The organism is Rothia halotolerans, assembly GCF_004136635.1.
GTDB classification, from domain to species: domain Bacteria; phylum Actinomycetota; class Actinomycetes; order Actinomycetales; family Micrococcaceae; genus Rothia; species Rothia halotolerans.
Genome location: NZ_NOIU01000002.1, coordinates 911833 through 935763, shown reverse-complemented (window position 1 = coordinate 935763; position 23931 = coordinate 911833). Strand labels below are relative to the sequence as shown.

Below are 23931 nucleotides of genomic sequence, written 5' to 3'. Positions count from 1 at the left end.
CGATCAGCGTAGCACCATTCTAGACCTTCTCGCACCTTGGGACACATCGGCCCGCGCGACGGGGGCTCGCCGCCCCTGCTTGTAGACTGATCCGTGTGACTCCCGAAGAACTTACCGATGCCGTATCCGTGTGCCTCGACGCGTCCTTCGACGCGGGCGAGCTGAGCCTGGCCGAGGACGCCAGCGCGCCAGCCGTCAGGATCGAGCGACCCAAGAACCGCGAGCACGGGGACTGGGCGACCAACATCGCCCTGCAGCTGTCCAAGCGCGTGGGCAGGAACCCCCGCGAGGTCGCCCAGGTGCTGGCCGAGAGGATCGCCGGGATCGACGGCGTGGCCTCGGTGGACATCGCCGGCCCGGGCTTCCTCAACATCGTGCTCGACGCCGCCGCCGCCGGCTCCCTGGCCCAGCGGATCCTCGACGAGGGCGAGGGCTTCGGCCGCTCCTCCCAGCTGGCAGGGACCCGCATCAACCTCGAGTTCGTCTCCGCCAACCCCACCGGGCCGATCCACCTGGGCGGGACCCGTTGGGCCGCCGTCGGCGACTCGCTGGCGCGCATCCTCGAGGCGAGCGGGGCCGAGGTCGTCCGGGAGTACTACTTCAACGACCACGGCACCCAGATCGACCGCTTCGCCCGCTCGCTGCTGGCCAGCGCCCGGAACGAGCCCGCCCCCGAGGACGGCTACGGCGGGGACTACATCCGCGAGATCGCCGAGCGGGTGCTCGCCGACCGCCCCGACGCGCTGGAGGCCGAGGACCCGCAGGAGGTCTTCCGCTCGCACGGCGTCGAGCTCATGTTCGCCGAGATCAAGCGCTCGCTGCACGAGTTCGGCGTCGACTTCGACGTCTACTTCCACGAGAACTCGCTCTTCGAGTCCGGCTCCGTCGAGCGGCTGCTGGGCCATCTGCGGGAGACCGGCGCCCTCTACGAGGCCGACGGCGCGTGGTGGCTGCGCTCGACCGACCACGGGGACGACAAGGACCGCGTCGTCATCAAGTCCGACGGCAACGCCGCCTACATCGCCGGGGACATCGCCTACATCGAGGACAAGATGCGCCGCGGCGCCGACCTCGCGATCTACATGCTCGGCGCCGACCACCACGGGTACATCGCCCGGCTCAAGGCGGCCGCGGCGGCCATCGGCGGGGACGCCGACGCCGTGGAGGTGATGATCGGCCAGATGGTCAACCTGGTCAAGGACGGGAAGCCCGTGCGCATGTCCAAGCGCGCCGGCACCGTGGTGACGCTGGAGGACCTGGTCGAGGCGGTCGGCGTCGACGCCGCGCGCTACTCGCTGACCCGGTTCTCGGTGGACTCCAACATCGACATCGACCTGGACCTGCTGACCAGGCGCTCCAACGAGAACCCGGTCTTCTACGTCCAGTACGCCCACGCCCGCACCTGCGCGGTGGCCCGCAACGCCCGCGACGCCGGCGTCGAGCGCTCCGCGGAGAGCTTCTCCGCCGAGCTGCTGGACAGCCCCGCCGACGAGGAGCTGCTCGCCGCCCTGGGCCAGTTCACCGGCGTCGTCTCCGAGGCCGCCGGGTTCCGCGAGCCGCACCGCGTGGCCCGCTACCTGGAGACCCTCGCCGGCGCATACCACCGCTGGTACGACTCCTGCCGCGTCGCCCCCAAGGGCGAGGAGGCCGTGACCGACACCCACCGCACCCGACTGGCCCTGAACGACGCCGTGACGCAGGTGATCGCCAACGGCCTGCGACTGCTGGGCGTGAACGCCCCCGAGAGGATGTAGATGGACACCACCGCCGCACCCCTGGTCCCCGAGTGGCTGAGCGTCCCGGCCGAGCCGGCCGCACTGGACCCGGCCGTCTGGACCGACTCGTTCCGCCGCGAGGAGGACGGCGAGCTCGCGATCGACGGCCGCCGCGTCTCCGAGCTCGTCCGCGAGTTCGGCACGCCGCTGTACGCGTACTCCGAGGACACCTTCCGCTCCCGGGCGCGCGCCTTCAGGGAGTCCTTCCGGGAGGCCTTCGCGGCGCAGGGGGCAGAGGTCTCCGTCTACTACGCCGGCAAGGCCTTCCTGTGCTCGGCCGTGGTCCGCTGGGCCGAGGAGGAGGGACTGAACCTGGACACCGCCTCGGGCGGGGAGCTGCGGCTCGCGCTCGCGGCCGGGTTGCCGCCGGCCCGGATCGCCCTGCACGGGAACAACAAGTCCGAGGCGGAGGTCCGGCGGGCGCTTCAGCACGGCGTCGGGCGCATCGTGGCGGACTCGGTGCCGGAGCTGCTGCTGATCGACCGGGTCGCCGGGGAGCTGGGCGTGAGCGCGCCGGTCATGATCCGGGTGACCCCGGGCGTGCACGCGGAGACCCACGACTTCATCGCCACCGCCCACGAGGACCAGAAGTTCGGCCTCTCGCTCGCCGAGGGCACCGCCCGCCTGGCCGAGGGGCAGCTGGGCGAGGCCCTGCGGGTCGAGGTCGCCCCGACGGCGGCGGACTCCGCCGCGATGCTCGCCGGGCTCGCCGCCGCGGCGCTGCCGCACGTGGACCTGCGCGGCGTGCACTGCCACATCGGCTCGCAGATCTTCGGCCCCGAGGGCTTCGAGCTCGCCGCCCGGCGGGTGCTGGCGTTCATGGCCGAGCTCTCCCGCCGCGCCGAGGCGCCCCTGCCCGAGGTGGACCTCGGCGGCGGCTACGGGATCGGCTACGTCGCGGGGGAGCGGCCGCGGCCGGCCTCCGAGATCGCCGAGGCCCTGGCCGGGACCATCGCGGCGGCCTGCGCCGAGGCGGGGATGGAGGTCCCCCACCTGTCCATCGAGCCCGGGCGCGCCATCACCGGGCCGGCGGGGGCGACGCTGTACACCGTCGGCACCATCAAGGACGTCGCGGTGGAGGACGAGCACGGCCGGACCCAGGTCCGCCGCTACGTCTCCGTGGACGGGGGCATGTCGGACAACGCCCGTCCCGTACTGTACGGTTCGCAGTACACGGTGACCCTGGCCGGGCGCTCACCCGCCGGGGAGCAGGTGCTGTGCCGCGTGGTCGGCAAGCACTGCGAGTCGGGGGACATCGTGGTGCACCACTGCTACCTGCCAGCCGACCTGCGCGCCGGGGACGTCCTGGCGGTCGCGGCGACCGGCGCCTACTGCTGGTCGCTGGCGAGCAACTACAACTACCTTCCGAGGCCGGCCGTCGTCGCGACGTCCGCCGCCCAGGCCCCCCGGGTCATCGTGCGCGGCGAGACGGAGGACGACCTGCTGGCCCGCGACGCGGGCCTGTGAGGGCCCGCGGGAGGACCAAGGAGATTACATGACCGATCGTTCGTTCAAGGTCGCCCTGCTCGGAGCCGGCACCGTGGGCTCGCAGGTGGCGAGGATCCTCACCGACGACGCCGACGAGCTGGCCTCGCGGATCGGGGCCCGCCCGGAGCTCATCGGCATCGCCGTCCGGGACACCTCGGCGCCGCGCGAGACCTCGGTGGACCCCTCGCTGTACACCACCGACGCCGAGGCGCTCATCGACGCGGCCGACGTCGTGATCGAGCTGACCGGCGGCATCGAGCCCGCCCGCACCCGGATCCTGCGGGCGCTGGCGGGCGGCGCGGCCGTGGTCACCGGCAACAAGGCGCTGCTGGCCAAGCACGGCACCGAGCTGCAGAGCGCGGCCAACGCCTCGGGCGTGCAGCTGTCCTACGAGGCCGCCGTCGCCGGCGCGATCCCGATCCTGCGCCCGCTGCGCGACTCGCTGGCCGGGGACCGGATCATCCGCGTGCTGGGCATCATGAACGGCACGACCAACTACATCCTGGACGCGATGGACTCCACGGGCGCGCAGTTCGACGACGCCCTGGCCGAGGCGCAGCGCCTGGGCTACGCGGAGGCGGACCCGACCGCCGACGTCGAGGGCCACGACGCCGCCGCCAAGGCCGCGATCGTCGCCTCCCTGGCCTTCCACTCCGAGTTCTCGATCGACGACGTGCACTGCGAGGGCATCCGGGACGTCTCCGCCGACGACGTCGCCGCGGCCAAGGCGGACGGCTACGTCATCAAGCTCCTCGCGGTCTGCGAGCTCGACGGCGAGGGCGTGAACATCCGCGTCCACCCGACCCTGATCTCCCGCAAGCACCCCCTGGCCAGCGTCCGGGAGGCCTACAACGCGGTCTTCGTGGAGTCCCGCGACGCCGGCGAGCTCATGTTCTACGGGCCCGGCGCGGGCGGGGCCCCCACCGCCTCGGCGGTGATGGGCGACTTCGTGACGCTGAGCCGCCGGATGGTGCTCGGCGGGCCGGCCGTGCCCGACTTCTCCCACCGCGAGCTCCCGCCCACCTCCCTCTCCCACGTGGTCTCCCGCTACACCGTGGGGCTGCACGTCAAGGACAAGCTCGGCGTGCTGGCCAGGATCGCCCAGGTCTTCGCCGACCACGGCATCTCGATCCAGACCATGCACCAGACCAAGCATCCCGAGCACGCGGAGGGCGAGCCGGAGACGACCATCCGGATCGTGACGCACCGGACCACCGACGAGCGCCTGGAGGGCACTCTCGCCGAGATCTCGGCGCTGCCGACGGTGGACCGGGTGACCTCCATCATCCGCGTCGAAAACTGACCCCTCGACCCCCAGCACGACCTAAGGACTGAACGCATTGGCACACGTATGGCGCGGCGTCATCAACGAGTACAGGGACCGCCTGCCGGTCACGGACCGGACGGAGGTGGTGACGCTCGGCGAGGGCGGCACCCCGCTGATCCACGCCCCCCAGCTCTCGGCGCACACCGGCAACACGGTCTACATCAAGTTCGAGGGCATGAACCCGACCGGCTCCTTCAAGGACCGCGGCATGACCATGGCGATCACCGCGGCCAAGGAGGCCGGGGCCAAGGCCGTGGTGTGCGCCTCGACCGGCAACACCTCGGCCTCGGCCGCCGCCTACGCGACCCAGGCCGGGCTCACCTGCGCCGTGCTGGTGCCCGAGGGGAAGATCGCGATGGGCAAGCTCTCCCAGGCCATCGCCCACGGCGCTGAGCTGCTGCAGGTCAACGGGAACTTCGACAACTGCCTCGAGGTGGCCCGGAAGCTCGCCGAGAACTACCCCGTCTTCCTGGTCAACTCGGTCAACCCCAACCGCATCGAGGGGCAGAAGACCGGCTCCTTCGAGGTCGTCGACACCCTCGGCGACGCGCCGGACTACCACCTCCTGCCGGTGGGCAACGCCGGCAACATCACGGCCTACTGGAAGGGCTACAAGGAGTACTCGGAGGAGTACACGGCCCAGGACGGCTCCGTGCTGCCGGCCGTGTCCACCAAGCGCCCGAAGATGTGGGGCTTCCAGGCGGCGGGCTCGGCCCCGATCGTCCTGGGGCACCCGGTCACCGAGCCCGAGACCATCGCGACCGCGATCCGCATCGGCAACCCCGCCTCGTGGCAGCAGGCGGAGGCCGCCCGTGACGAGTCCGGTGGGCTCATCGACTCCGTGACCGACGAGGAGATCCTCGAGGCGCACCGCTGGCTCTCGGCCAGGGAGGGCGTGTTCGTCGAGCCCGCCTCGGCGGCCGGCGTCGCGGGCCTGCTCAAGAAGCACCGTGCGGGGGAGGCCCCCGAGGGCGCGACCATCGTCATCACGGTGACCGGCCACGGCCTCAAGGACCCCCAGTGGGCGCTCAAGGGCGCCGACGGGGCCGACATCGATCCTACCAAGGTCGAGTTCGACGTCGTCTCGGTCGCCGACGCCCTCGGCCTCACCTCGGCCGGATGAGCGGCGCGGCGGACGGCGGCGCGGCCGCGGGGGAGGGGAGCCTGGTCGACGGGATGCCTGAGGCGCTCCACGGACCGGAGATCATCCCGGTGGGACGCTCCGTGCGAGTCACGGTGCCGGCGTCCTCCGGCAACGTGGGCCCGGGCTACGACTGCCTGGGCCTGGCGCTCGGGCGGTACGACCGGCTCACGGTCACCCGCGTCGAGTCGGGGCTCGGCTTCGACCTGTCCGGGGAGGGCAGCGAGGAGGTACCGCGCAGCGCCGATCACCTGGTGATCCGCGCCATGCGCACCGCCTGGCGCGCGGTCGGCCTCCACGAGCTGCCGGGGCTGCATGTGGTGGCCGAGAACCGGATCCCGCACTCGCGCGGGATGGGCTCCTCGGCCTCGGCGATCGTCGCGGGCGTGACCGCGGCGAACGCGCTGCTGCCGCGGGAGCTTCAGCTCACCGAGAACGCGGTGCTGCAGATCTGCTCCCAGATGGAGGGCCACCCGGACAACGTGGCCCCCTCGCTGCTCGGCGGCCTGGTGATCTCCTATGCGGCGGAGGAGGGCTGCCGCTCGGTGCCGGTCAGCGTGCACCGGGACGTCCGCCCCGTCGTCGCGGTCCCCGACTACGAGGTGCCCACGCGTCTGGCTCGGGGGCTGATCCCCGAGTCCGTGCCGCATCGCGACGCCGCGGCCAACGCCGGGCGCGCCGCGCTGCTGGTGCACGCCGCCACGGCCGAGCCGGGCGAGCTCTTCGCCGGGACGGCCGACCTGCTGCACCAGCAGTACCGCGCCGGGGCCATGGCCCCCAGCGCCGGCCTGCTGGCGCGCCTGCGCGGCCGCGGCCTGCCGGCGATCATCTCCGGGGCCGGTCCCACGGTCCTGGTGCTGGCGGAGAGCCCCGAGCGGGCGGCGCTGGCAGCCGAGGAGATCAGGGCCTTCGAGGGCGAGGCGGCCAGCAGCTTCGAGGGGAGGACCGTCACATGGGCGGTCGAGGAGCTGACCGTGGACTCCGAGGGTGTTATAGTCGAGTCAGTGGGGTCCGGCGAGCTTTCCTGAAGTTCCCCGACTCTCCGCCTCGGCATCCTTCCGTCATAGGAACCTTCCCGGGGTGGGCATCATCGATCTCCCGTTCTGGGGGATGCAGTCTTGGAACCGAATTCCCCCGCCATGCTCCGGGGTGCGCCGTTGCGGTGCTCGCCCCTCATCCTCCCGGGTGAGGACGGCGCGTTCGTCCAGCGGCCCCGTGTGCCCCGTTCCCGTCGCATCGGGGACGGACGGCGAGGACGTCCGGGTTCCATGCGCAGCTTTCCATCACAGGATGCTTCAGATGCTGTGATCGCACCCCCGCCGAGCCTCGTCCCGGCGGCGGGCGCAGACCATCAAATATTTCGGCTTGCAGCGCATCTCGCCAAGCCATGTCGAGGGGGAAGGATCCTTCGTGACCGAAACTACCGACCTGTTGACGGGTACGGACCGTGCGGAGACGTCTCCGGCGGAACAGCCTCGTGAGAAGACCGAGGCATCAGGACAGCAGAGCGACGCCGCGTCGGAGAAGACCGGCGGCCAGAAGTCCCCGGGCGGTCTGAGCGCCCTGAAGCTGGCGCAGCTGCAGGCCCTGGCCTCGCAGCTGGGGATCACCGGCGCCCGCCGCATGCGCAAGTCGGCGCTCGTCGAGGCCATCGCCGCCCACCAGCGCGGCTCGGCCGTGGCCGACCGCGAGGCCAAGGCCGCGCAGCAGGCCCAGGCTCCCGCCGAGAAGGACGCCGGCTCCGGCCAGCAGAAGGCCTCCGGCGAGGGCGAGCAGCCCGCTCCGAAGACCCGCTCCCGCCGCCGGGCGACCTCGGCCGCCTCGTCCCCCGAGTCCGCTCCGGCCGCCGAGGCGGCCCAGGGCTCCGAGGAGCCGAAGGCCGAGGCCAAGGGCGCCGAGGAGGCCTCCTCCGAGGAGAAGCCCTCCCAGCAGGAGCGCGGCTCCCGCCGGGGCCGCAACGGCGGCAAGCCCAAGGAGCAGAAGGACTCCGGCCAGAAGGACTCCAAGGAGCAGCCCGAGGGCGCCAAGGAGAGCAAGGGCGGCGACCGCGAGGGCAAGGGCGGCAACGACCGCGATGCCAAGAACGCCGACCGGGACGGCAAGGGCGGCAACGACCGCGGCGGCCGGAACGGCCGGAAGAATGAGCGCGGCAACGACAACCGGGGCGGCGAGGGCCGCAACGACAGCCGCGGCGAGGGCCGGGGCAACGACAACCGCGGCAACAACGGCCCGGACGACGACAGCCGCGGCGGCCGCAACCGCCGGAACCGCAACCGCAACGACCGCCGCGACCGCCGCCGCGGCGGGCGCAGCAGCGGCCCCGAGGTCGACGACACCGAGGTGACCGAGGACGACGTCCTGCTGCCCGTCGCCGGCATCCTGGACGTGCTGGACAACTACGCCTTCGTCCGCACCTCCGGCTACCTGCCCGGCCCCAACGACGTCTACGTCTCGCTCGCCCAGGTCAAGAAGCACCGCCTGCGCAAGGGCGACGCCGTCGTCGGCGCCATCCGCGCCCCGCGCGAGGGGGAGAACCAGAGCAACTCCCGCCAGAAGTTCAACGCCCTGGTGCAGCTGACCAGCGTCAACGGCCAGAAGACCGATGAGCTGTCCCACCGCGTCGAGTTCAACAAGCTCACCCCGCTGTACCCGACCGAGCGTCTGCGCCTGGAGACGGAGCAGAAGAAGATCGGCCCGCGCGTGGTGGACCTGATCGCCCCCATCGGCAAGGGCCAGCGCGGCCTGATCGTCTCCCCGCCGAAGGCGGGCAAGACCCTCATGCTCCAGTCGATCGCCAACGCGATCACGACCAACAACCCCGAGGTCCACCTCATGATGGTGCTGGTCGACGAGCGCCCCGAGGAGGTCACGGACATGCAGCGCACGGTCAAGGGCGAGGTCATCGCCTCGACCTTCGACCGTCCGGCCGACGATCACACCACGGTCGCCGAGCTCGCGATCGAGCGCGCCAAGCGCCTGGTGGAGCTGGGGCACGACGTCGTCGTGCTGCTGGACTCCATGACCCGCCTGGGCCGCGCCTACAACCTCTCCGCCCCCGCCTCCGGGCGCATCCTCACCGGCGGCGTCGACTCCGCGGCCCTGTACCCGCCCAAGCGCTTCTTCGGCGCGGCGCGGAACATCGAGGAGGGCGGCTCGCTGACCATCCTCGCGACCGCGCTGGTGGAGACCGGGTCCAAGATGGACGAGGTCATCTTCGAGGAGTTCAAGGGCACCGGCAACATGGAGCTGCGGCTGTCCCGCAACCTGGCGGACAAGCGCATCTTCCCGGCGGTGGACGTCAAGGAGTCCAGCACCCGCCGCGAGGAGAACCTGCTCTCGCCCGAGGAGATCAAGATCATGTGGCGCCTGCGCCGCGTGCTCGCCGGCCTCGACCAGCAGCAGGCGCTCGAGGTGCTCACCTCCAAGCTGAGGGACACCCCGACTAACGTGCAGTTCCTGCTGCAGGTCCAGAAGACCACGCTGGGAGCCAAGTCGGACGACTAGTCCGCGAGTCCCCGCCGGCGACCGGGCGCGGCCCTCGGGATTTCCCGAGGGCCGCGCCCGGCGCCGTCGGGAGGCCCCGCGCCGAGGCCTGCGCGGGCACGTGGGATACTGGAGGCCGCAACGACTGACCCAATGATCGAGGAATCAATGTTCGAATCCATTCAGTCCATGCTGGACGAGCACGCGGAGCTGCAGAACCAGCTGGCCGACCCGGCGGTCCACGCCGACCCGGGCAAGGCCCGCAAGCTGGGACGCCGCTACTCCGAGCTCAACAGGATCGTGGAGGCGCACCGCCGGCTCCGCGGGCTGGAGGACGACCTGGAGGCCGCCCGCGAGATGGCCGGGGAGGACCCCGAGTTCGCCGCCGAGGCCGCCGAGCTCGAGGGGCAGCTCGAGCAGGCGCAGGAGCACCTGCGCCGCCTGCTGATCCCGCGCGACCCCGACGACGGCCGGAACGTGATCCTCGAGGTCAAGGCGGGGGAGGGCGGCGACGAGTCCGCCCTGTTCGCCGGCGACCTGCTGCGGATGTACACCCGCTACGCCGAGACCAAGGGCTGGAAGACCGAGATCATCTCCTCCAACGACTCCGACCTGGGCGGGTACAAGGACGTCCAGGTCGCGATCAAGGGCTCCTCCAACGACCCGGCCGAGGGCGTATGGGCCCACCTGAAGTACGAGGGCGGGGTCCACCGCGTCCAGCGCGTTCCCGTGACCGAGTCCCAGGGGCGCATCCACACCTCCGCCGCGGGCGTGCTCGTCTTCCCCGAGGTCGACGAGCCCGAGGAGGTCACGATCAGCCAGAACGACCTGAAGATCGACGTCTACCGCTCCTCCGGCCCGGGCGGCCAGTCGGTCAACACCACCGACTCCGCCGTGCGCATCACGCACCTGCCCACCGGCATCGTCGTCGCGATGCAGAACGAGAAGTCGCAGCTGCAGAACCGCGAGGCCGCGATGCGCGTGCTGCGCGCCCGCCTGCTGGCCCACCAGCAGGAGCAGCTCGACGCCGAGGCGGCCGAGCACCGCAAGTCCCAGGTCAAGACCATGGACCGCTCGGAGCGCATCCGCACGTACAACTTCCCCGAGAACCGGATCGCGGACCACCGGACGGGGTACAAGGCCTACAACCTGGACCACGTGATGGGCGGGGAGCTCGAGCCGGTGATCCAGTCCGCCATCTCGATGGACGAGGAGCACCGCCTGGCCGCCCTCGGCCAGGGCTCCTGACCCGGTGACCGAGGGATCCGCCGGGGCCCCCGAGGATCTCGGTGCGGCCGTGCGGGAGGCTGCGGCGCTGCTGGCCCGGGCCGGCGTCGCCACCCCGAGGGCCGACGCCGAGCTGCTCGCCGCGCACCTGCTCTCCCGCGTGATGGGCGAGGAGGTGAGCCGCGGCGAGCTCGCCGCGCGCATGGTCACCGGCTCCTGGGCGACGCCGGCCGGCTACGCGGAGCTGGTGCGGGCCCGCGCCGAGCGCATCCCCCTGCAGCACCTCACCGGCCGCGCGCACTTCCGGAACCTGACGCTCGACGTCGGCCCCGGCGTGTTCGTCCCCCGGCCCGAGACGGAGCTGCTGGTCGACGAGCTCAACGCCTTTCTCCCCACCCGCCCCGGCCCCCGGCCCACGGTGGTGGACCTCGCGACCGGCTCGGGCGCGCTGGCGCTGGCGGCCGCCCAGGAGAACCCCGCCGCGCGGGTGATCGGCGTCGAGCTCAGCGAGGCCGCCCTCGCGTGGGCCCGCCGCAACGCCGCGGCCCGGGCCGGGGCGGGGGAGCCGAGCGCGGAGATCGTGGCCGGCGACGCCGCGGCGGCGCTGCCCGAGCTGGAGGGCGCGGTGGACGCTGTCGTGACCAATCCGCCCTACATCCCCGAGGACATGGTGCCCAGGGACCCCGAGGTCGCGCTGCACGACCCGGGGACGGCCCTGTACGGCGGGTCGCCGGACGGGCTGCTGATCCCCGCCGCCTTCGTGCACCGCGCCGCCCGCCTGCTCGTCTCCGGCGGCCTGCTGGTCATGGAGCACGCCGAGGTGCAGGCCGAGGCCGTGACGGGGCTCTTCGAGGCCGAGGGCTTCGCCGGCGTCGAGACCCTCCTGGACCTGACCGGGCGGGAACGGGCCACGAAGGGATACGCTGGAGGGCGGCAACCCGGCGCCCCGAGGTCCAGCCGACCCGGCGGGCGCCACCAGCACGAGACCAAGGACGCCGAACCGTGACCGCAACCGTCTATTCCGTCAGCACCCCCGACGAGCGCGAGGCGGCCCTCGAGGCGGCCACCGCGGCGCTGGCCGCGGGCCGCACCGTGGTGATGCCGACCGACACCGTCTACGGCATCGCCGCCGACGCGTTCTCCCGCGGCGGGGTGCGGCAGCTGCTGGCGGCCAAGGGCCGCTCGCGCCGCATGCCGCCCCCGGTGCTGATCGCCGACCCCGCGGTCCTGCCGGGCCTGGCGGACGAGGTGGGCGAGCAGGCCCGGGCGCTGGCCGAGACGTTCTGGCCGGGCGCGCTGACCATCATCGTCTACGCCCAGCCCTCCCTGAACTGGGACCTCGGCGAGACCGCCGGGACCGTGGCGCTGCGCGTGCCCGACGACGAGCTGGCCCGGGAGCTGCTGCGCCGCACCGGGCCGCTGGCCGTCTCCAGCGCCAATCGCACCGGCCGGGCCGCCGCGACCGACGCCGGGGAGGCCTTCGAGCAGCTCGGCGAGCGGGTGGAGGCCATCCTCGACGACGGCCGCCGCCCGGCCGGGCGCGCCGAGGGGACCGAGAGCGCCGACGTCGCGCCCTCGACCATCGTGGACGCGACGGGGGACCGCCTCGTCGTCGTGCGGCTGGGGGCGATCGGCGTGGAGCGGCTGCGGGAGGTGGCGCCCGACGTCGTGACCCGCGAGGAGCTCCAGCGCGAGCGCTCCGCGGGCTCGGCGCCGCGTGCCGCGGAGACCGATGAGGACCTCGTGGCGGGCGGCGCCGCCTCCGCCGCTGGCGGGGCCGCGGCGGGGGTCGCCGGGACCGCCGCGGGCTCGGCGCGCCCGGCCGTGGATCAGCTGCGCTCCCGCCCGGAGCGCGAGGAGGACCGTCCGGCGCGGCGCCCGGCGCATGCCGAGGAGGCCCCGACCCGGCCGCTGGGGACCGAGGCGGCCCGTCAGCTGGTCTTCGGATCCTCGGCCGCGGAGGCCGCGGGAGGGGAGCCCGAGGAACCGGAGCCGGGGCGGGCCGAGACCGAGGACTGAGCGGGGCGGGAGCCCTCCGCTCCCGCCTTCCGGCGGGGCGGGCTTTCCCTCCACCCTGCCTTCGGCCGGGCCGGTCCGCCCGGCCGCCCGGCCTTCCCCGCTGAGCCGGCCCGCCCGACCCCCGCCCGGCCCCGGATCAGCCCTTGGCGCCGGCGGCCTGGTGGGCCTGGCGGAGCACCGAGCCCACGCGCCGCTCCGGGAACAGCCCGCGCTGCTCGACCCAGGAGTCGTCCTGCCCCTGGCCGAAGAGCATGAGCTCCAGCCGGCGGACCGCCCCGTGGAAGCGCTCGTTCAGCGCGGAGGAGACGCCGTAGCCGGAGGCCACGACGCCCCGGGCCAGCAGGTCAGGCAGGTGGCGCGGCTGGCGGCGGCCGGCGTCGCGGATGACGGAGGCCGTGGTCGCGCCCTCCCAGGGCTGCAGGACGATCGGCGGCAGCTGCTCGTCCAGCGTACCGACCCGCACCACGAACTCCGCCAGCGCATGCACGGAGGTCACCGGCGTCGGGCGGTCCCCGCGCCCGGCGACCGAGGCCAGGAACGAGGAGGAGACGCGCGCGAGCTGGGCCGTGGTGTTCCGGCCCGAGCCCTGCACCGAGGTCGCCCGCACGATGCACAGCTGTGCGGCGTGATGGGGGTGGACCGTGACCGGGTTGGTGCTCGGGGCCGCGGGGAAGGACGACGCGGCGGAGCCCGGTGCGGCGCCGGCCTCGGCGGTCGCGGTGATGAGCTCGCGCAGGCGCAGGAGGCAGTCCTCGCCGAGCGCCTTGGAGAAGGAGTAGGCGGAGAACGGCGAGGTGGCCTCGCTCGCGTCGAGGACCGGGCGGGAGCCCTGGACCGCGGCGGAGCTCAGGTGGATGACGCGCTGGACGCCGGTGCGCTGGGCCGCGACGGCGACGACGGCCGGCAGCAGCGCGTTGGCGCCGATGAGGGAGCCGAGGTCCTGCTGGTCCGGCGCGGAGAGCCCCGCCGCGTTGACCACGACCTCCGCGCCGGCGAAGGAGTCGGCGAGGTAGTCGATGACGGACTGGAGGCGGCGGGCCTCGGCGATGACCTGGCCGGCGGAGTCCGCCGACGTCGCCAGCCGCGGTGCGGCGACCGGGGCCGCGCTGATGTCCTCCTGCTGCAGACGAGTCATGATGGCGGAGCCCGTGAAGCCGGTGGCCCCCAGGACTCGCCAGGTGTGCTGGCTCATGCTTCCTCGCTTTCGTGAACCGGATCCTCCGCGGACGCACCGGGAATCCACAGGGCCCCCGCGTTAGACTGTCTTGTGCCGTTCGTGGGGCGTCGTCGGGACGCCCTTCCCTACAACCTTACTGATGAGATCACGCGATACCGTTGCAGGACCCGCGCCGGGTGCATCCGCGCGGGCGCGTCGACGTGATGGGAGAGGAATACGTGCGATCCATCCGCGCCAGTGACCGCGGCGCGCAGCCGCGGCCCCGAGTGGTGGCCGTCGTGGTCACCTACAACCGGGTCGGGCTGCTCGAGAAGACCCTGTCCGGCATCGCCGCGGGGGCGTCGACGCCGGACAGCGTCGTCCTGGTGGACAACGCCTCGACGGACGGCACCGGGGAGTTCCTCCGCGGGCTGGACTACCCGCTGCCGCTCGACGTCGTGCGCCTGGCGGAGAACCTCGGCGGCGCCGGCGGGTTCACGGCCGGCATCGACCGGGCGCTGCACGTGCACGGCGCGGACCTGGTGTGGGTCATGGACGACGACACCGAGCCGCTCGAGCGGACGCTGCAGGCCTCCCTCGCCGCCTGGGAGGGCTACGCCGAGGATCCGGCGGAGCGCCCCGCCTTCGTGGCCAGCCGCGTGGTGTGGACCGACGGCCGCGAGCACCCGATGAACTCCATGATCGAGCGGATCGGGGCGGGTGCGCGGCGCCGCCGGATGGCCGCCGCAGTGGGGGCCCGGAGCATCCGCAGCGGCTCCTTCGTCTCGCTGCTGATGGACGGGGCGGCGATGCGTCGGGCGGGACTGCCGCTGGCCGACTACTTCATCTGGAACGACGACTTCGAGTACTCGACCCGGCTCGCGCGCCACCGGGACGCGCTCGCGGCGCCGGAGTCGGTCGTCGCGCACCACACCAGGACCTTCGGGACCACCGACGCCGCACCCGGCCCCCGGTTCTACTACGACGTGCGCAACAAGCTGTGGGTCTTCACCCGCAGCCGCTCGCTGGCCCCGTGGGAGAAGCTGCTCTACGCCGGCGCGACCGGCCGGCTGTGGTGGCGCACCGTGCGCCGCAACGGCCTCACCCCCGAGCTGCGCGGCGGCCTGTCCCGCGGGCTGCGCGAGGCCCTGCGCCCGCCGCGCTCCAACGAGGAGGTCCTGGCGGGCTCCTACGACCTCTCCGCCCACGCCGTGCCCGGGGAGACCGGCGGGCCCGACGCCGTCCCCCGCCCCGAGCGCCCCGCCTTCAGCCTGCTGATGCCCGTCTACTCCCGCGACCGTCCCGAGCACCTGCGGGCCGCCTTCGCCTCGAGCACGTGGGAGCAGACCCTGCCGCCCACCGAGGCGGTGCTGGTCCTGGACGGGCCGGTGGGCCCCGAGCTCGAGGAGGAGATCGCCGCGCTGGAGCGCGAGGCGCGCACGCGCTCGCTCGAGCTGACCGTGCTGCGCTTCCCCGTCCACCGCGGGCTGCCGGCCGCGCTCAACGCCGGCCTCGAGCGCTGCACCCTGCCCGTGGTCGCGCGCGCCGACGCCGACGACGTCTCCCTGCCCGTCCGCTTCGAGCGCCAGGTCCCGATGGTGGCCGGGGGAGCCCTCGACGTCGTGGGCTCCGCGATGTACGAGGCGGACGAGGCGCTGGAGACGGTCCAGGCTGTGCGCCGCGTCGAGACCGAGCCGAGCCGGATCCGGGAGGTGGCCCTCGGCCGGAACCCCATCTGCCACCCGAGCGTGGTCTTCCGCGCGGACGCGGTGCGCGGCGTCGGCGGCTACCAGGAGATCCCCGGCGCCGAGGACTACGACCTGTGGATCCGGATGATGCGCGCCGGCCGGCGGGTCGGCAACCTCGCCGAGCCGCTGGTGGTCTACCGGGCGGGCGGCGGCGCCTGGCGCCGGCGCGGGGGGCTGGGCGCGCTGCGCCGCGAGCTGAGCCTCCAGCGGCACCTGCGCGAGACCGGCTACCTCAGCCGCTCCCGCTGGGCGCGCAACGTGATGGTGCGCGGGCTGTACCGCCTGGTGCCCACCGCGGGCCGGGTCGAGGCCTATCGCCGCTTCGTGGGCTCACGAGGCGCCGGCGGCCCCGCCGAGGTCGGAGCCCTGCACTCCGAGGAGCGCAAGGGGGACGGGCGCGCATGAGCCGCGAGACGAATGCGGCCGCGACGGCCGCCAACGGCTACGCCCGCCCCCGGGCCTGGCTCTGGACCCAGATGTTCCTGGACTCCTCCTCCTGGGTCGTGGCCCTGGTGCTCAGCCTGTTCCTCCGCTACGAGATGGACTTCGGCCTGGTGCACCTGTCGGGCATGGTGATCGTCTGCCTGGTCGCTATCGCCTCCCAGCTGGTCATCGGCGGGCTGTTCGCGCTCTACCGCGGGCGGTACAGCTTCGGCAGCTTCGACGAGGCCAAGGCGCTGCTGCTGGTCACGGTGACGGTGACCCTCGTGGTGCAGGTCGTGCTGCTGTTCGTGGGAGTGACCCTGCGCGTGCCGCGCTCCATCGGGCTGATCGCCTTCCCCTTCGCGCTGCTGTTCATGGCGGCGGCCCGCTACCTCAAGCGCATGTACGTCGAGTCCAAGTCCAAGCCGAGCGAGCACGCGCCCCACGCGGTGATCTACGGCGCCGGCTTCCTGGCCAACACCCTGATCGCCCAGATGCTGCAGGACAAGCACTCCCCGTACCTGCCGGTGGCCCTGGTCGACGACGATCCCGCCAAGAAGCACCTGCGCATCAACTCGGTCCCGGTCTCGGGGAACCTCTCCTCCCTGCGGCAGGTGGTGCGGCGCAACAACGCCAAGGTGGTCATCATCGCGATGGCCGACGTCGACCCCTCCCTGGTCGAGCGCATCAACGCCGAGCTCGAGGGGATGGAGGTCCGGATCCTGACGGCGCCCCCGCTCAAGGACATGTTCGGCAACACCCAGGGGGGCTCGCTGGACCTGCGGGACGTCAGCCTCGAGGACATCGTGGGCTACCGGGCCGTGGACATCAACGTCGAGGGCATCGCCCGCTACCTCACCGGCAAGCGCGTGCTGGTCACCGGCGCGGGCGGGTCCATCGGCTCCGAGCTGTGCCGGCAGATCGAGCACTTCGCGCCGGCCGAGCTGATCATGCTGGACCGCGACGAGTCGGCCGTGCAGGCCACCCAGCTGTCCATCACCGGGCGGGGGCTGCTGGACGGCCCGGACACCGTCCTGGCCGACATCCGCGACCCGGAGGCCGTGCGGGAGGTCTTCGCCAGCCGACGCCCCCAGGTCGTCTTCCACGCCGCCGCCCTCAAGCACGTCTCCCTGCTGGAGCAGTACCCCGACGAGGCGTGGAAGACCAACGTGCTGGGCACGCGCAACGTGCTGTGCGCGGCGGCGGAGGCCGACGTCGAGGTCTTCGTCAACATCTCCACCGACAAGGCCGCCAACCCCACCACGGTGCTCGGCCACTCCAAGCGGATGGCCGAGAAGATGACCGCCTGGATGGGCCACCACGCCTCCGGGCGGTACAACTCCGTCCGCTTCGGCAACGTCTTCGGCTCCCGGGGCTCGATGCTCCCGCTGTTCACGGAGCAGATCCGGCGCGGCGGCCCGGTGACCGTGACCCATCCCGAGGCCACCCGCTACTTCATGACCATCCCGGAGGCCTGCCAGCTGGTGATCCAGGCGGGAGCGATCGGGGACCCGGGGGAGGTGCTCATCCTGGACATGGGACGGCCGGTGCGGATCTACGACATCGCCCAGCACCTGATCCGGATGAGCGGGCGCAGCGACGTCGAGATCGAGATCACCGGGCTGCGGCCGGGGGAGAAGATCCACGAGGACCTGATCGGCGAGGGGGAGCGCGGCACGCACCGCGGCCATCCGCAGATCTCCCACACCCCCTCGCCCCAGCTGGACCCGAACCACCTGGACCGGCGGGAGTGGAAGGCCCGCGGCGGGATGCCGCCGAGCCGCGAACTGCCGGTGGTGTCCCCGCTGGACGAGGCCGCCCCCGAGCGCCCGGGCGAGGAGCCCGGCGAGGCCCGCGGGGGCGCGGCGTGAGCCCCCTCGTGGAGCCGATAACGGCGGCGCTGCCGGCCGGCGTCGCCCTCGTGCTGGGGCTGGCCCTGCCGGCGGCGGTCCTGCCGCTGCTGCGGCGGCTGGGCGTCGTGGACGTGCCGGGGGAGAGGTCCTCGCACACCCGGCCGACCGTGCGCGGCATGGGGCTGGCGACGGCGGCCGCGACGGTCATCGCCGTGGCGGCGGCCTTCGCGCTCTCGCTGATCCCGGTCGACCGCTCGATCCTGCTGACGGTCCTGCTGGGCATGCTCGCCTCCGGCGCGCTGGGCTGGGTCGAGGACTACTCCGGGCTGGCGGTGCGCTGGCGCGCGCTGTGCCAGCTGGGGATCGGCGTCGTCGTCGCCGGCCTGCTGACCCTCTTCCTCGGCACCGCCCTGTGGTGGGTCCCGGTGGGGGCGGTGGCGATCGCGGGCTACATCAACGTCGTGAACTTCATGGACGGCCTCAACGGCATCTCGGGCCTGCACGGGCTCGTGGTGGGCGGGGCCTACACCTACGCGGGGTGGGCCACCGACATCCCGTGGCTGACGGTCTGCGGGGCGGCCATCGGGGCGGCGTACCTGGCCTTCCTGCCCTGGAACCTCGCCGGGCGGCGGGTCTTCCTGGGGGACACCGGCTCCTACTTCCTCGGCGGGGCGATCGCCTGCTGCGCGGTGGGGGCCTTCCTCTCGGACGTCTACGTCGAGTACCTGCTCTCGCCGCTCATCATCTACCTCGCGGACACCGGCTCGACGCTGCTGAAGCGGATCTACCGCGGCGAGGCGTGGTACCGGCCGCACCGGCAGCACGTGTACCAGCGGCTGACCGACGTCGGCCTGGGGCACCTCGGGTCCGCCGCCGTCGTCACGCTCGCGACGCTGGGCGTCACCGTCGTCTCCGTGCTCTCCTTGCCCTTCGAGAGCGGCGGCGTGGCGGGGATGGGGGCGCTGGTGCTGTGCATCGTGGTGCTCTACCTGGCCTCCCCGCGGCTGGTGGGGGCCCTGACCAAGAGGGGAGCCGCGGCATGAGGGCGCCCTTCTGGCTGCGCCGGGACCGCCGCTCGGGCCGTCCCCTGCAGGACATCAGCCTCGCCTCGAGCGGGAACCTGGCCGTGTGGCTGCTGCTCGTCGCGCTGCTGGGCTGGGCGCTCGGCGGGGCCTCAGCGGCGGGGACGGCGGCGCTCGGGGCCGGGGTGGTCCTCGGCTCGACGCTGATCTCCTGGGGGATCGTGGCCCTGCCGCCGTTCCGCCGCCGGGCGGATCCGGCACCGGCCCTGATGCTCGGCTACGTGGTCAAGGTCGTGCTGTGCGCGGTGGCGCTGGCGCTGCTCCCCGGGCCGGCCCCGGGGAACGCGGGATGGCTCGTGGCGGGGGCGGTGGGCGGCGTCGTGGTGATGCTCGTCACGGAGGTGTGGGCGGTGAGCCGCCTGCGAATCCTGTATTTTGGAGAGGGCGGCGCATCCGCCGGGGACCGGGTCCCCTCGGACCGCCCCTCACCGCCCGACGCCGAGACCACGGGATCTTAGACGATGGCAGCCAAGACGCACCAGAGCCGCGACGGCGAGCGTCCTCGTCGCGCGCGCAAGGCCTCCCAGCCCACCAGCGGCGACCTCCGCAGCGCGGGGGAGCTGGTCCAGCAGGGCGGGCTCGCCGGGGCCCTGATGACACTGCTGTACATCGCGATCGGCCTAGTGTTCTGGAGTTTGATAGGCTTTGGGATGGATCGTTTGCTGGGAACGCGATGGATCGTGTGGCTCGGTGCTGGCATAGGGGCCTTCGCCGGGTTCTACCTGGTGTATCTCCACATGCGGCAACGGGACGACTGACCACTTCGCAGGTCCTCCCGCCCGCGCGGATACGTAAAAACCTGACCGAGGCCCGGGCCCCAGCCCGCCTCGCGGACGCATCACAATCCTTTGGAAAGGACTTGCCTTGCTGGAAACCGGGCTCGTTGTAGCGGCCTTCACGCCGCCCACGGTCGAGGACATGCACCTCCCCCCCTTCTTCGAGATCGGCAGCTTCGCCTTCGGCAAGCAGATGCTCCTCGTCCTGGTGTCGGTGATCGTGGTCGCCGCGCTCTTCCTGTTCGCCGCGCGGCGTCGTGCGATGGTCCCGGGCCGCTGGCAGTTCGCCGGCGAGATGGGCTACGGCTTCATCCGCAACTCGCTGGCCAAGGACCTGATCGGCGTCCACGAGTTCAAGCCGTTCGTCCCGGTGCTGTTCACCTGCTTCTACTTCATCCTGGTGAACAACCTCTGGGGCTCCATCCCCGTCCTGCAGCTGCCCAGCTTCTCCCACGTCGGCGCGGCCTACTTCCTCGCCGCGTTCGCCTACGTCTTCTGGGTCGGCGTGGGGATCAAGCGCAAGGGGCTCGGCGGCTTCATGAAGTCGATGACGATGCCCTCGGGCGTCCCGTGGTTCTTCTACATCATCCTGATCCCGATCGAGTTCTTCTCCAACCTGATCGTGCGGCCGGTCACCCACGCGCTGCGTCTGTTCGCCACCATGTTCGCCGGGCACCTGGCCATCATGGTCGCTGCGAGCCTCACCGGCTTCCTCATCGCCGATATGGGCGGCATCGGCTACGGCGTCTCGATCTTCTCCGGCATCTTCGGCATTTTCCTCTTCTTCCTCGAGCTGCTGATCCAGGTCATCCAGGCCTACGTCTTCACTCTCCTCTTCGCGGTGTACCTCCAGGGCGCCGTGGCTGAGGCCCACTAGTTTTCCGGGGAAACCTGGAACGGGTCCCGGCGCCGTCCCCGGCACGGGCCCACGACCCCAGACACGCCGTCAGGCACTCAACCGCCCTACAGGGCAACACGAAAGGAAACCCTTCATGGATATCTCCGGTTCGCTCAGCGCCATCGGTTACGGTCTCGCAGCCATCGGCGGCGGCATCGGCGTCGGCATCATCTTCGCCGCGTACATGACCTCCGTGGCCCGCCAGCCCGAGTCCCAGCGCGTCCTTCAGCCGATGCTCTTCCTGGGCTTCGCGGTCGTCGAGGCCCTCGCCATCCTGGGTCTGGTTCTCGCCTTCATTCAGTAGCCTCCCGGCTGCGCACCCCAGACAGAACTAGAGAACAGGAATCTCCTTTATGTCTCATCTGATGGCAGCGGAAGAGGGCGCTAGTCCCCTCATCCCCAACGGCTGGGAAATTCTGATCACCGCTCTCGGGTTCGTGATCCTCCTCTACGTCGTCATCAAGTTCATCGCTCCGACCTTCGAGAAGATCTACCAGGATCGCAAGGAGGCCATCGAGGGTGGACTGGCGAAGGCGGAGAAGGCCCAGGCCGAAGCCGCTGCTGCTCGCGACGAGTACAACCAGCAGCTGGAGTCGGCGCGTCTCGAGGCCCAGAAGATCCGCGAGGAAGCCCGCGGTGAGGGTGAGAAGATCCTGGCCGAGTTCAAGGAGCGCGCCTCCTCGGAGGCCGCTCGCATCACGGAGAACGCCCAGAAGACCATCGACGCCGAGCGTTCGGCGGCCCTGGTCTCCCTGCGCACCGAGGTCGGCACCCTGGCGACCGAGCTGGCGGGGAAGATCGTCGGCGAGGCCCTCGACGACGATCAGCGCTCCCAGCGCGTGGTGGACCGCTTCCTGTCGGACCTCGAAGCATCCCAGCAGCGGAATGCAGGTGCTAGCAGGTAATGGCAGGAGTATCGACTGAATCCCAGGATGCCCTGGCGCAGGTCTTCGAGCAGCGGTTCGCGGCCGACGCCAGCACCACCACGAGCAACGAGCTCTTCGCCGTCGCGAACCTTCTGGACCAGAACGGCTCGCTGCGGCGCGGACTGACGGACCCCTCCCGCGAGGCCGAGCAGCGGCGTGGCATCGCCGCCAGCGTCCTCGAGGGCAAGGTGTACCCGGCGGTCCGCGAGCTCGCGATCATCGCGGCCGGCTCGCGCTGGTCGGGGGAGCGGGACCTCGCCGACGCCCTGGAGCACCTCGCGGTCCTGGCCTCCGCGGCCGCGGCCGAGCGCCGGGGCGGTCAGGAGGCGGTCACCGCCGTGATCGAGGACCTCCTGCGCTTCACCGGCGTCGTCGAGGCGGATGCGAGGCTGCAGAACGCCCTGACCGACCAGCGGGCCACGGCCCAGGCCAAGAAGCGGCTGGTCAGCGAGGTCGTGGCGCTCCGGACCCCGGAGGGCCAGGAGCTGGTGAACCAGGCGGTGGAGCACCCCCGGGGCGCGCTGCCGGCGATGCTGGCGGAGCGTTTCGCCGGCGTCCTCGCGGCGCTCCAGAAGCGCTCCATCGCCCAGGTGACCGTCAGCGCCCCGCTCGACGAGCAGCGTCGGGAGAGGCTCCAGCGGACCCTCTCGTCCATCTACGGCAAGGACCTCGCCCTCGACCTCACCGTTGACCCCGAGATCATCGGGGGCATCAAGGTCCAGGTCGGCGACGAGGTGATCGACGGATCGGTCCTGGCCCGGATCTCGGACCTCGGCCGCACGATGACCGCATCGTAAGGACGCCCCGACCGACGGCGATTCAGTCAGATACAGCTGGATGGCCCGTGAGGCCGCGAGGATCCACGGTGCGATCCACCCACACACGTACATCCGGCTCCCAGCAATCCGGGAGCCACAATATAGGAGAGCAGGGACACAAGATGGCCGATTTGACCATCAACGCCGACGATGTCCGCAATGCGCTGAACGAGTTCGCGGCTTCGTACGAGCCGGGGGACACCCAGCGCGTCGAGGTCGGTCGCGTCAGCACGGCAGGCGACGGCATCGCCCGGGTCGAGGGGCTCCCCTCGGTCATGGCGAACGAGCTGCTGCGCTTCGAGGACGGCACCCTCGGCCTCGCGCAGAGCCTGGACACCCGCGACATCGGCGTCATCATCCTGGGTGACTTCACCGGCATCGAGGAGGGGCAGGAGGTCCACCGCACCGGTGAGGTCCTGTCCGTCCCGGTCGGCGACGCCTTCATGGGCCGCGTGGTCGACCCGCTGGGTCAGCCCATCGACGACCTGGGCCCGATCGAGTCAGAGGGCCGCCGCGCCCTCGAGCTGCAGGCGCCCGGCGTCACGATGCGCAAGTCCGTGCACGAGCCGCTGCAGACCGGCATGAAGGCCATCGACGCCATGATCCCGATCGGCCGCGGCCAGCGCCAGCTGGTCATCGGCGACCGCCAGACGGGCAAGACCGCGCTCGGTATCGACGCGATCCTGAACCAGCGCGAGAACTGGGAGTCCGGCGACGTCAACAAGCAGGTCCGCTGCATCTACGTCGCGGTCGGCCAGAAGGCCTCGACCATCGCCTCGGTGCGTCAGACCCTCGAGGAGAACGGCGCGCTGGAGTACACCACGATCGTGGCCTCCCCGGCCTCCGACGCCGCGGGCTTCAAGTACCTGGCGCCCTACGCCGGCTCGGCCATCGGCCAGCACTGGATGTACGGCGGCAAGCACGTCCTGATCGTCTTCGACGACCTGTCGAAGCAGGCCGAGGCCTACCGCGCCGTGTCGCTGCTGCTGCGTCGCCCGCCGGGACGCGAGGCGTACCCCGGCGACGTCTTCTACCTGCACTCCCGCCTGCTGGAGCGCTGCGCCAAGCTCTCCGACGAGCTGGGCGCGGGCTCGATGACCGGCCTGCCGATCATCGAGACGAAGGCCAACGACGTCTCGGCGTTCATCCCGACCAACGTCATCTCCATCACCGACGGCCAGATCTTCCTGCAGTCGGACCTCTTCAACGCCAACCAGCGTCCCGCCGTGGACGTCGGCGTCTCGGTCTCCCGCGTGGGCGGCGCCGCCCAGCAGAAGTCCATGAAGAAGGTCTCCGGCACCCTGAAGCTCGAGCTGGCCCAGTACCGCTCGATGCAGGCCTTCGCGATGTTCGCGTCCGACTTGGACGAGACCTCCCGCCGGCAGCTGACCCGCGGCGCCCGCCTCACGGAGCTGCTGCGCCAACCGCAGTACACCCCGTACCCGGTCGCGCACCAGGTCGTCTCCATCTGGGCCGGCACCAACGGCCACCTCGACGACCTCGAGGTCTCGGACGTGCTCGACTTCGAGCAGCAGTTCATCGACCACCTGCGCCGCAACACCAGCGTCCTGACGGACCTGGATGCCTCGGGCAAGCTCGAGGACTCCACGGTGGACGCGCTGAAGTCGGCGGTCGCCGAGGTCAAGCGCGACTTCCGCTCCGGCGGAGCCGAGGTGCGCCCCGGCAGCGAGGAGCACGCTCCCGTCGAGGCGTCCGAGGTCGCCCAGGAAGAGATCGTCACGCGATAAGACCTGACGGCGCGCGGCCCCCAGGCGGGGCCGCGCACCGGAC

General features: G+C 72.1%; 20 protein-coding genes. 19 read left to right on the top strand and 1 reads right to left on the bottom strand.

The features are described 5' to 3' along the window. Positions 1-95 precede the first annotated feature (95 nt). From argS to EWV39_RS09305, 9 genes are all read left to right on the top strand, one after another. On the top strand, positions 96-1754 hold the full coding sequence (gene argS, locus EWV39_RS09345; protein WP_129658890.1) for an arginine--tRNA ligase: 1659 nt from the start codon (positions 96-98) through the stop codon (positions 1752-1754). Continuing rightward, entirely contained in the window at positions 1755-3242 is a 1488-nt protein-coding gene (locus tag EWV39_RS09340) for a diaminopimelate decarboxylase family protein (RefSeq protein WP_129658888.1), read from the top strand. Positions 3243-3270: 28 nt separating this feature from the next. Beyond that, entirely contained in the window at positions 3271-4566 is a 1296-nt protein-coding gene (locus EWV39_RS09335; protein WP_129658886.1) for a homoserine dehydrogenase, read from the top strand. 37 nt (positions 4567-4603) lie between these two features. After that, a complete protein-coding gene (thrC, locus tag EWV39_RS09330; protein ID WP_129658884.1) occupies positions 4604-5713 on the top strand; it encodes a threonine synthase in 1110 nt (369 codons plus the stop codon). A 53-nt stretch (positions 5714-5766) separates the two neighbouring features. Then, entirely contained in the window at positions 5767-6759 is a 993-nt protein-coding gene (gene thrB, locus EWV39_RS09325; protein WP_129658882.1) for a homoserine kinase, read from the top strand. Positions 6760-7141: 382 nt separating this feature from the next. Next, positions 7142-9235 carry a transcription termination factor Rho gene (gene rho / locus EWV39_RS09320; RefSeq protein WP_129658880.1) on the top strand — a complete coding sequence of 698 codons (2094 nt, stop codon included), beginning with the start codon at positions 7142-7144 and terminating at the stop codon, positions 9233-9235. Positions 9236-9382: 147 nt separating this feature from the next. After that, positions 9383-10462 carry a peptide chain release factor 1 gene (gene prfA / locus EWV39_RS09315; RefSeq protein ID WP_129658878.1) on the top strand — a complete coding sequence of 360 codons (1080 nt, stop codon included), beginning with the start codon at positions 9383-9385 and terminating at the stop codon, positions 10460-10462. Positions 10463-10466: 4 nt separating this feature from the next. Then, complete coding sequence (prmC, locus tag EWV39_RS09310) at positions 10467-11447, top strand: peptide chain release factor N(5)-glutamine methyltransferase (RefSeq protein WP_129658876.1); 981 nt, start codon at positions 10467-10469, stop codon at positions 11445-11447. Then, entirely contained in the window at positions 11444-12460 is a 1017-nt protein-coding gene (locus EWV39_RS09305) for an L-threonylcarbamoyladenylate synthase (protein ID WP_129658874.1), read from the top strand. Before prmC ends, EWV39_RS09305 begins: the two co-directional genes overlap by 4 nt. A gap of 136 nt (positions 12461-12596) precedes the next feature. Here EWV39_RS09305 and EWV39_RS09300 read toward each other — a convergent pair whose 3' ends face one another. Continuing rightward, entirely contained in the window at positions 12597-13652 is a 1056-nt protein-coding gene (locus EWV39_RS09300; RefSeq protein WP_129658872.1) for an NAD-dependent epimerase/dehydratase family protein, read from the bottom strand. A gap of 203 nt (positions 13653-13855) precedes the next feature. Here EWV39_RS09300 and EWV39_RS14130 point away from each other — a divergent pair, with 203 nt between their 5' ends. From EWV39_RS14130 to atpA, 10 genes are all read left to right on the top strand, one after another. Further along, positions 13856-15769 (top strand): glycosyltransferase, encoded by a 1914-nt coding sequence (locus EWV39_RS14130; protein WP_165313252.1) that lies wholly within the window; start codon positions 13856-13858, stop codon positions 15767-15769. Next, a complete protein-coding gene (locus EWV39_RS09290) occupies positions 15766-17658 on the top strand; it encodes a polysaccharide biosynthesis protein (RefSeq protein ID WP_129658868.1) in 1893 nt (630 codons plus the stop codon). Before EWV39_RS14130 ends, EWV39_RS09290 begins: the two co-directional genes overlap by 4 nt. After that, complete coding sequence (locus tag EWV39_RS09285; protein ID WP_238148208.1) at positions 17655-18683, top strand: MraY family glycosyltransferase; 1029 nt, start codon at positions 17655-17657, stop codon at positions 18681-18683. Before EWV39_RS09290 ends, EWV39_RS09285 begins: the two co-directional genes overlap by 4 nt. Beyond that, complete coding sequence (locus EWV39_RS09280; RefSeq protein ID WP_129658866.1) at positions 18680-19180, top strand: hypothetical protein; 501 nt, start codon at positions 18680-18682, stop codon at positions 19178-19180. Before EWV39_RS09285 ends, EWV39_RS09280 begins: the two co-directional genes overlap by 4 nt. 3 nt (positions 19181-19183) lie before the next feature. Continuing rightward, on the top strand, positions 19184-19480 hold the full coding sequence (locus tag EWV39_RS09275; RefSeq protein WP_238148206.1) for a hypothetical protein: 297 nt from the start codon (positions 19184-19186) through the stop codon (positions 19478-19480). Between the two features lie 160 nt (positions 19481-19640). Next, positions 19641-20375: a F0F1 ATP synthase subunit A gene (atpB, locus tag EWV39_RS09270; protein WP_165313267.1), complete on the top strand. Its 735-nt coding sequence runs from the start codon at positions 19641-19643 to the stop codon at positions 20373-20375. 115 nt (positions 20376-20490) lie between these two features. Continuing rightward, positions 20491-20700: an ATP synthase F0 subunit C gene (gene atpE, locus EWV39_RS09265; RefSeq protein ID WP_129658862.1), complete on the top strand. Its 210-nt coding sequence runs from the start codon at positions 20491-20493 to the stop codon at positions 20698-20700. Between the two features lie 61 nt (positions 20701-20761). Continuing rightward, positions 20762-21301, top strand: coding sequence for a F0F1 ATP synthase subunit B (locus EWV39_RS09260; protein ID WP_238148204.1), 540 nt, complete (start codon positions 20762-20764; stop codon positions 21299-21301). Further along, positions 21301-22119: a F0F1 ATP synthase subunit delta gene (locus EWV39_RS09255; RefSeq protein WP_129658858.1), complete on the top strand. Its 819-nt coding sequence runs from the start codon at positions 21301-21303 to the stop codon at positions 22117-22119. Before EWV39_RS09260 ends, EWV39_RS09255 begins: the two co-directional genes overlap by 1 nt. A gap of 143 nt (positions 22120-22262) precedes the next feature. Further along, positions 22263-23888 (top strand): F0F1 ATP synthase subunit alpha, encoded by a 1626-nt coding sequence (gene atpA, locus EWV39_RS09250; RefSeq protein ID WP_129658856.1) that lies wholly within the window; start codon positions 22263-22265, stop codon positions 23886-23888. Positions 23889-23931 lie beyond the last annotated feature (43 nt).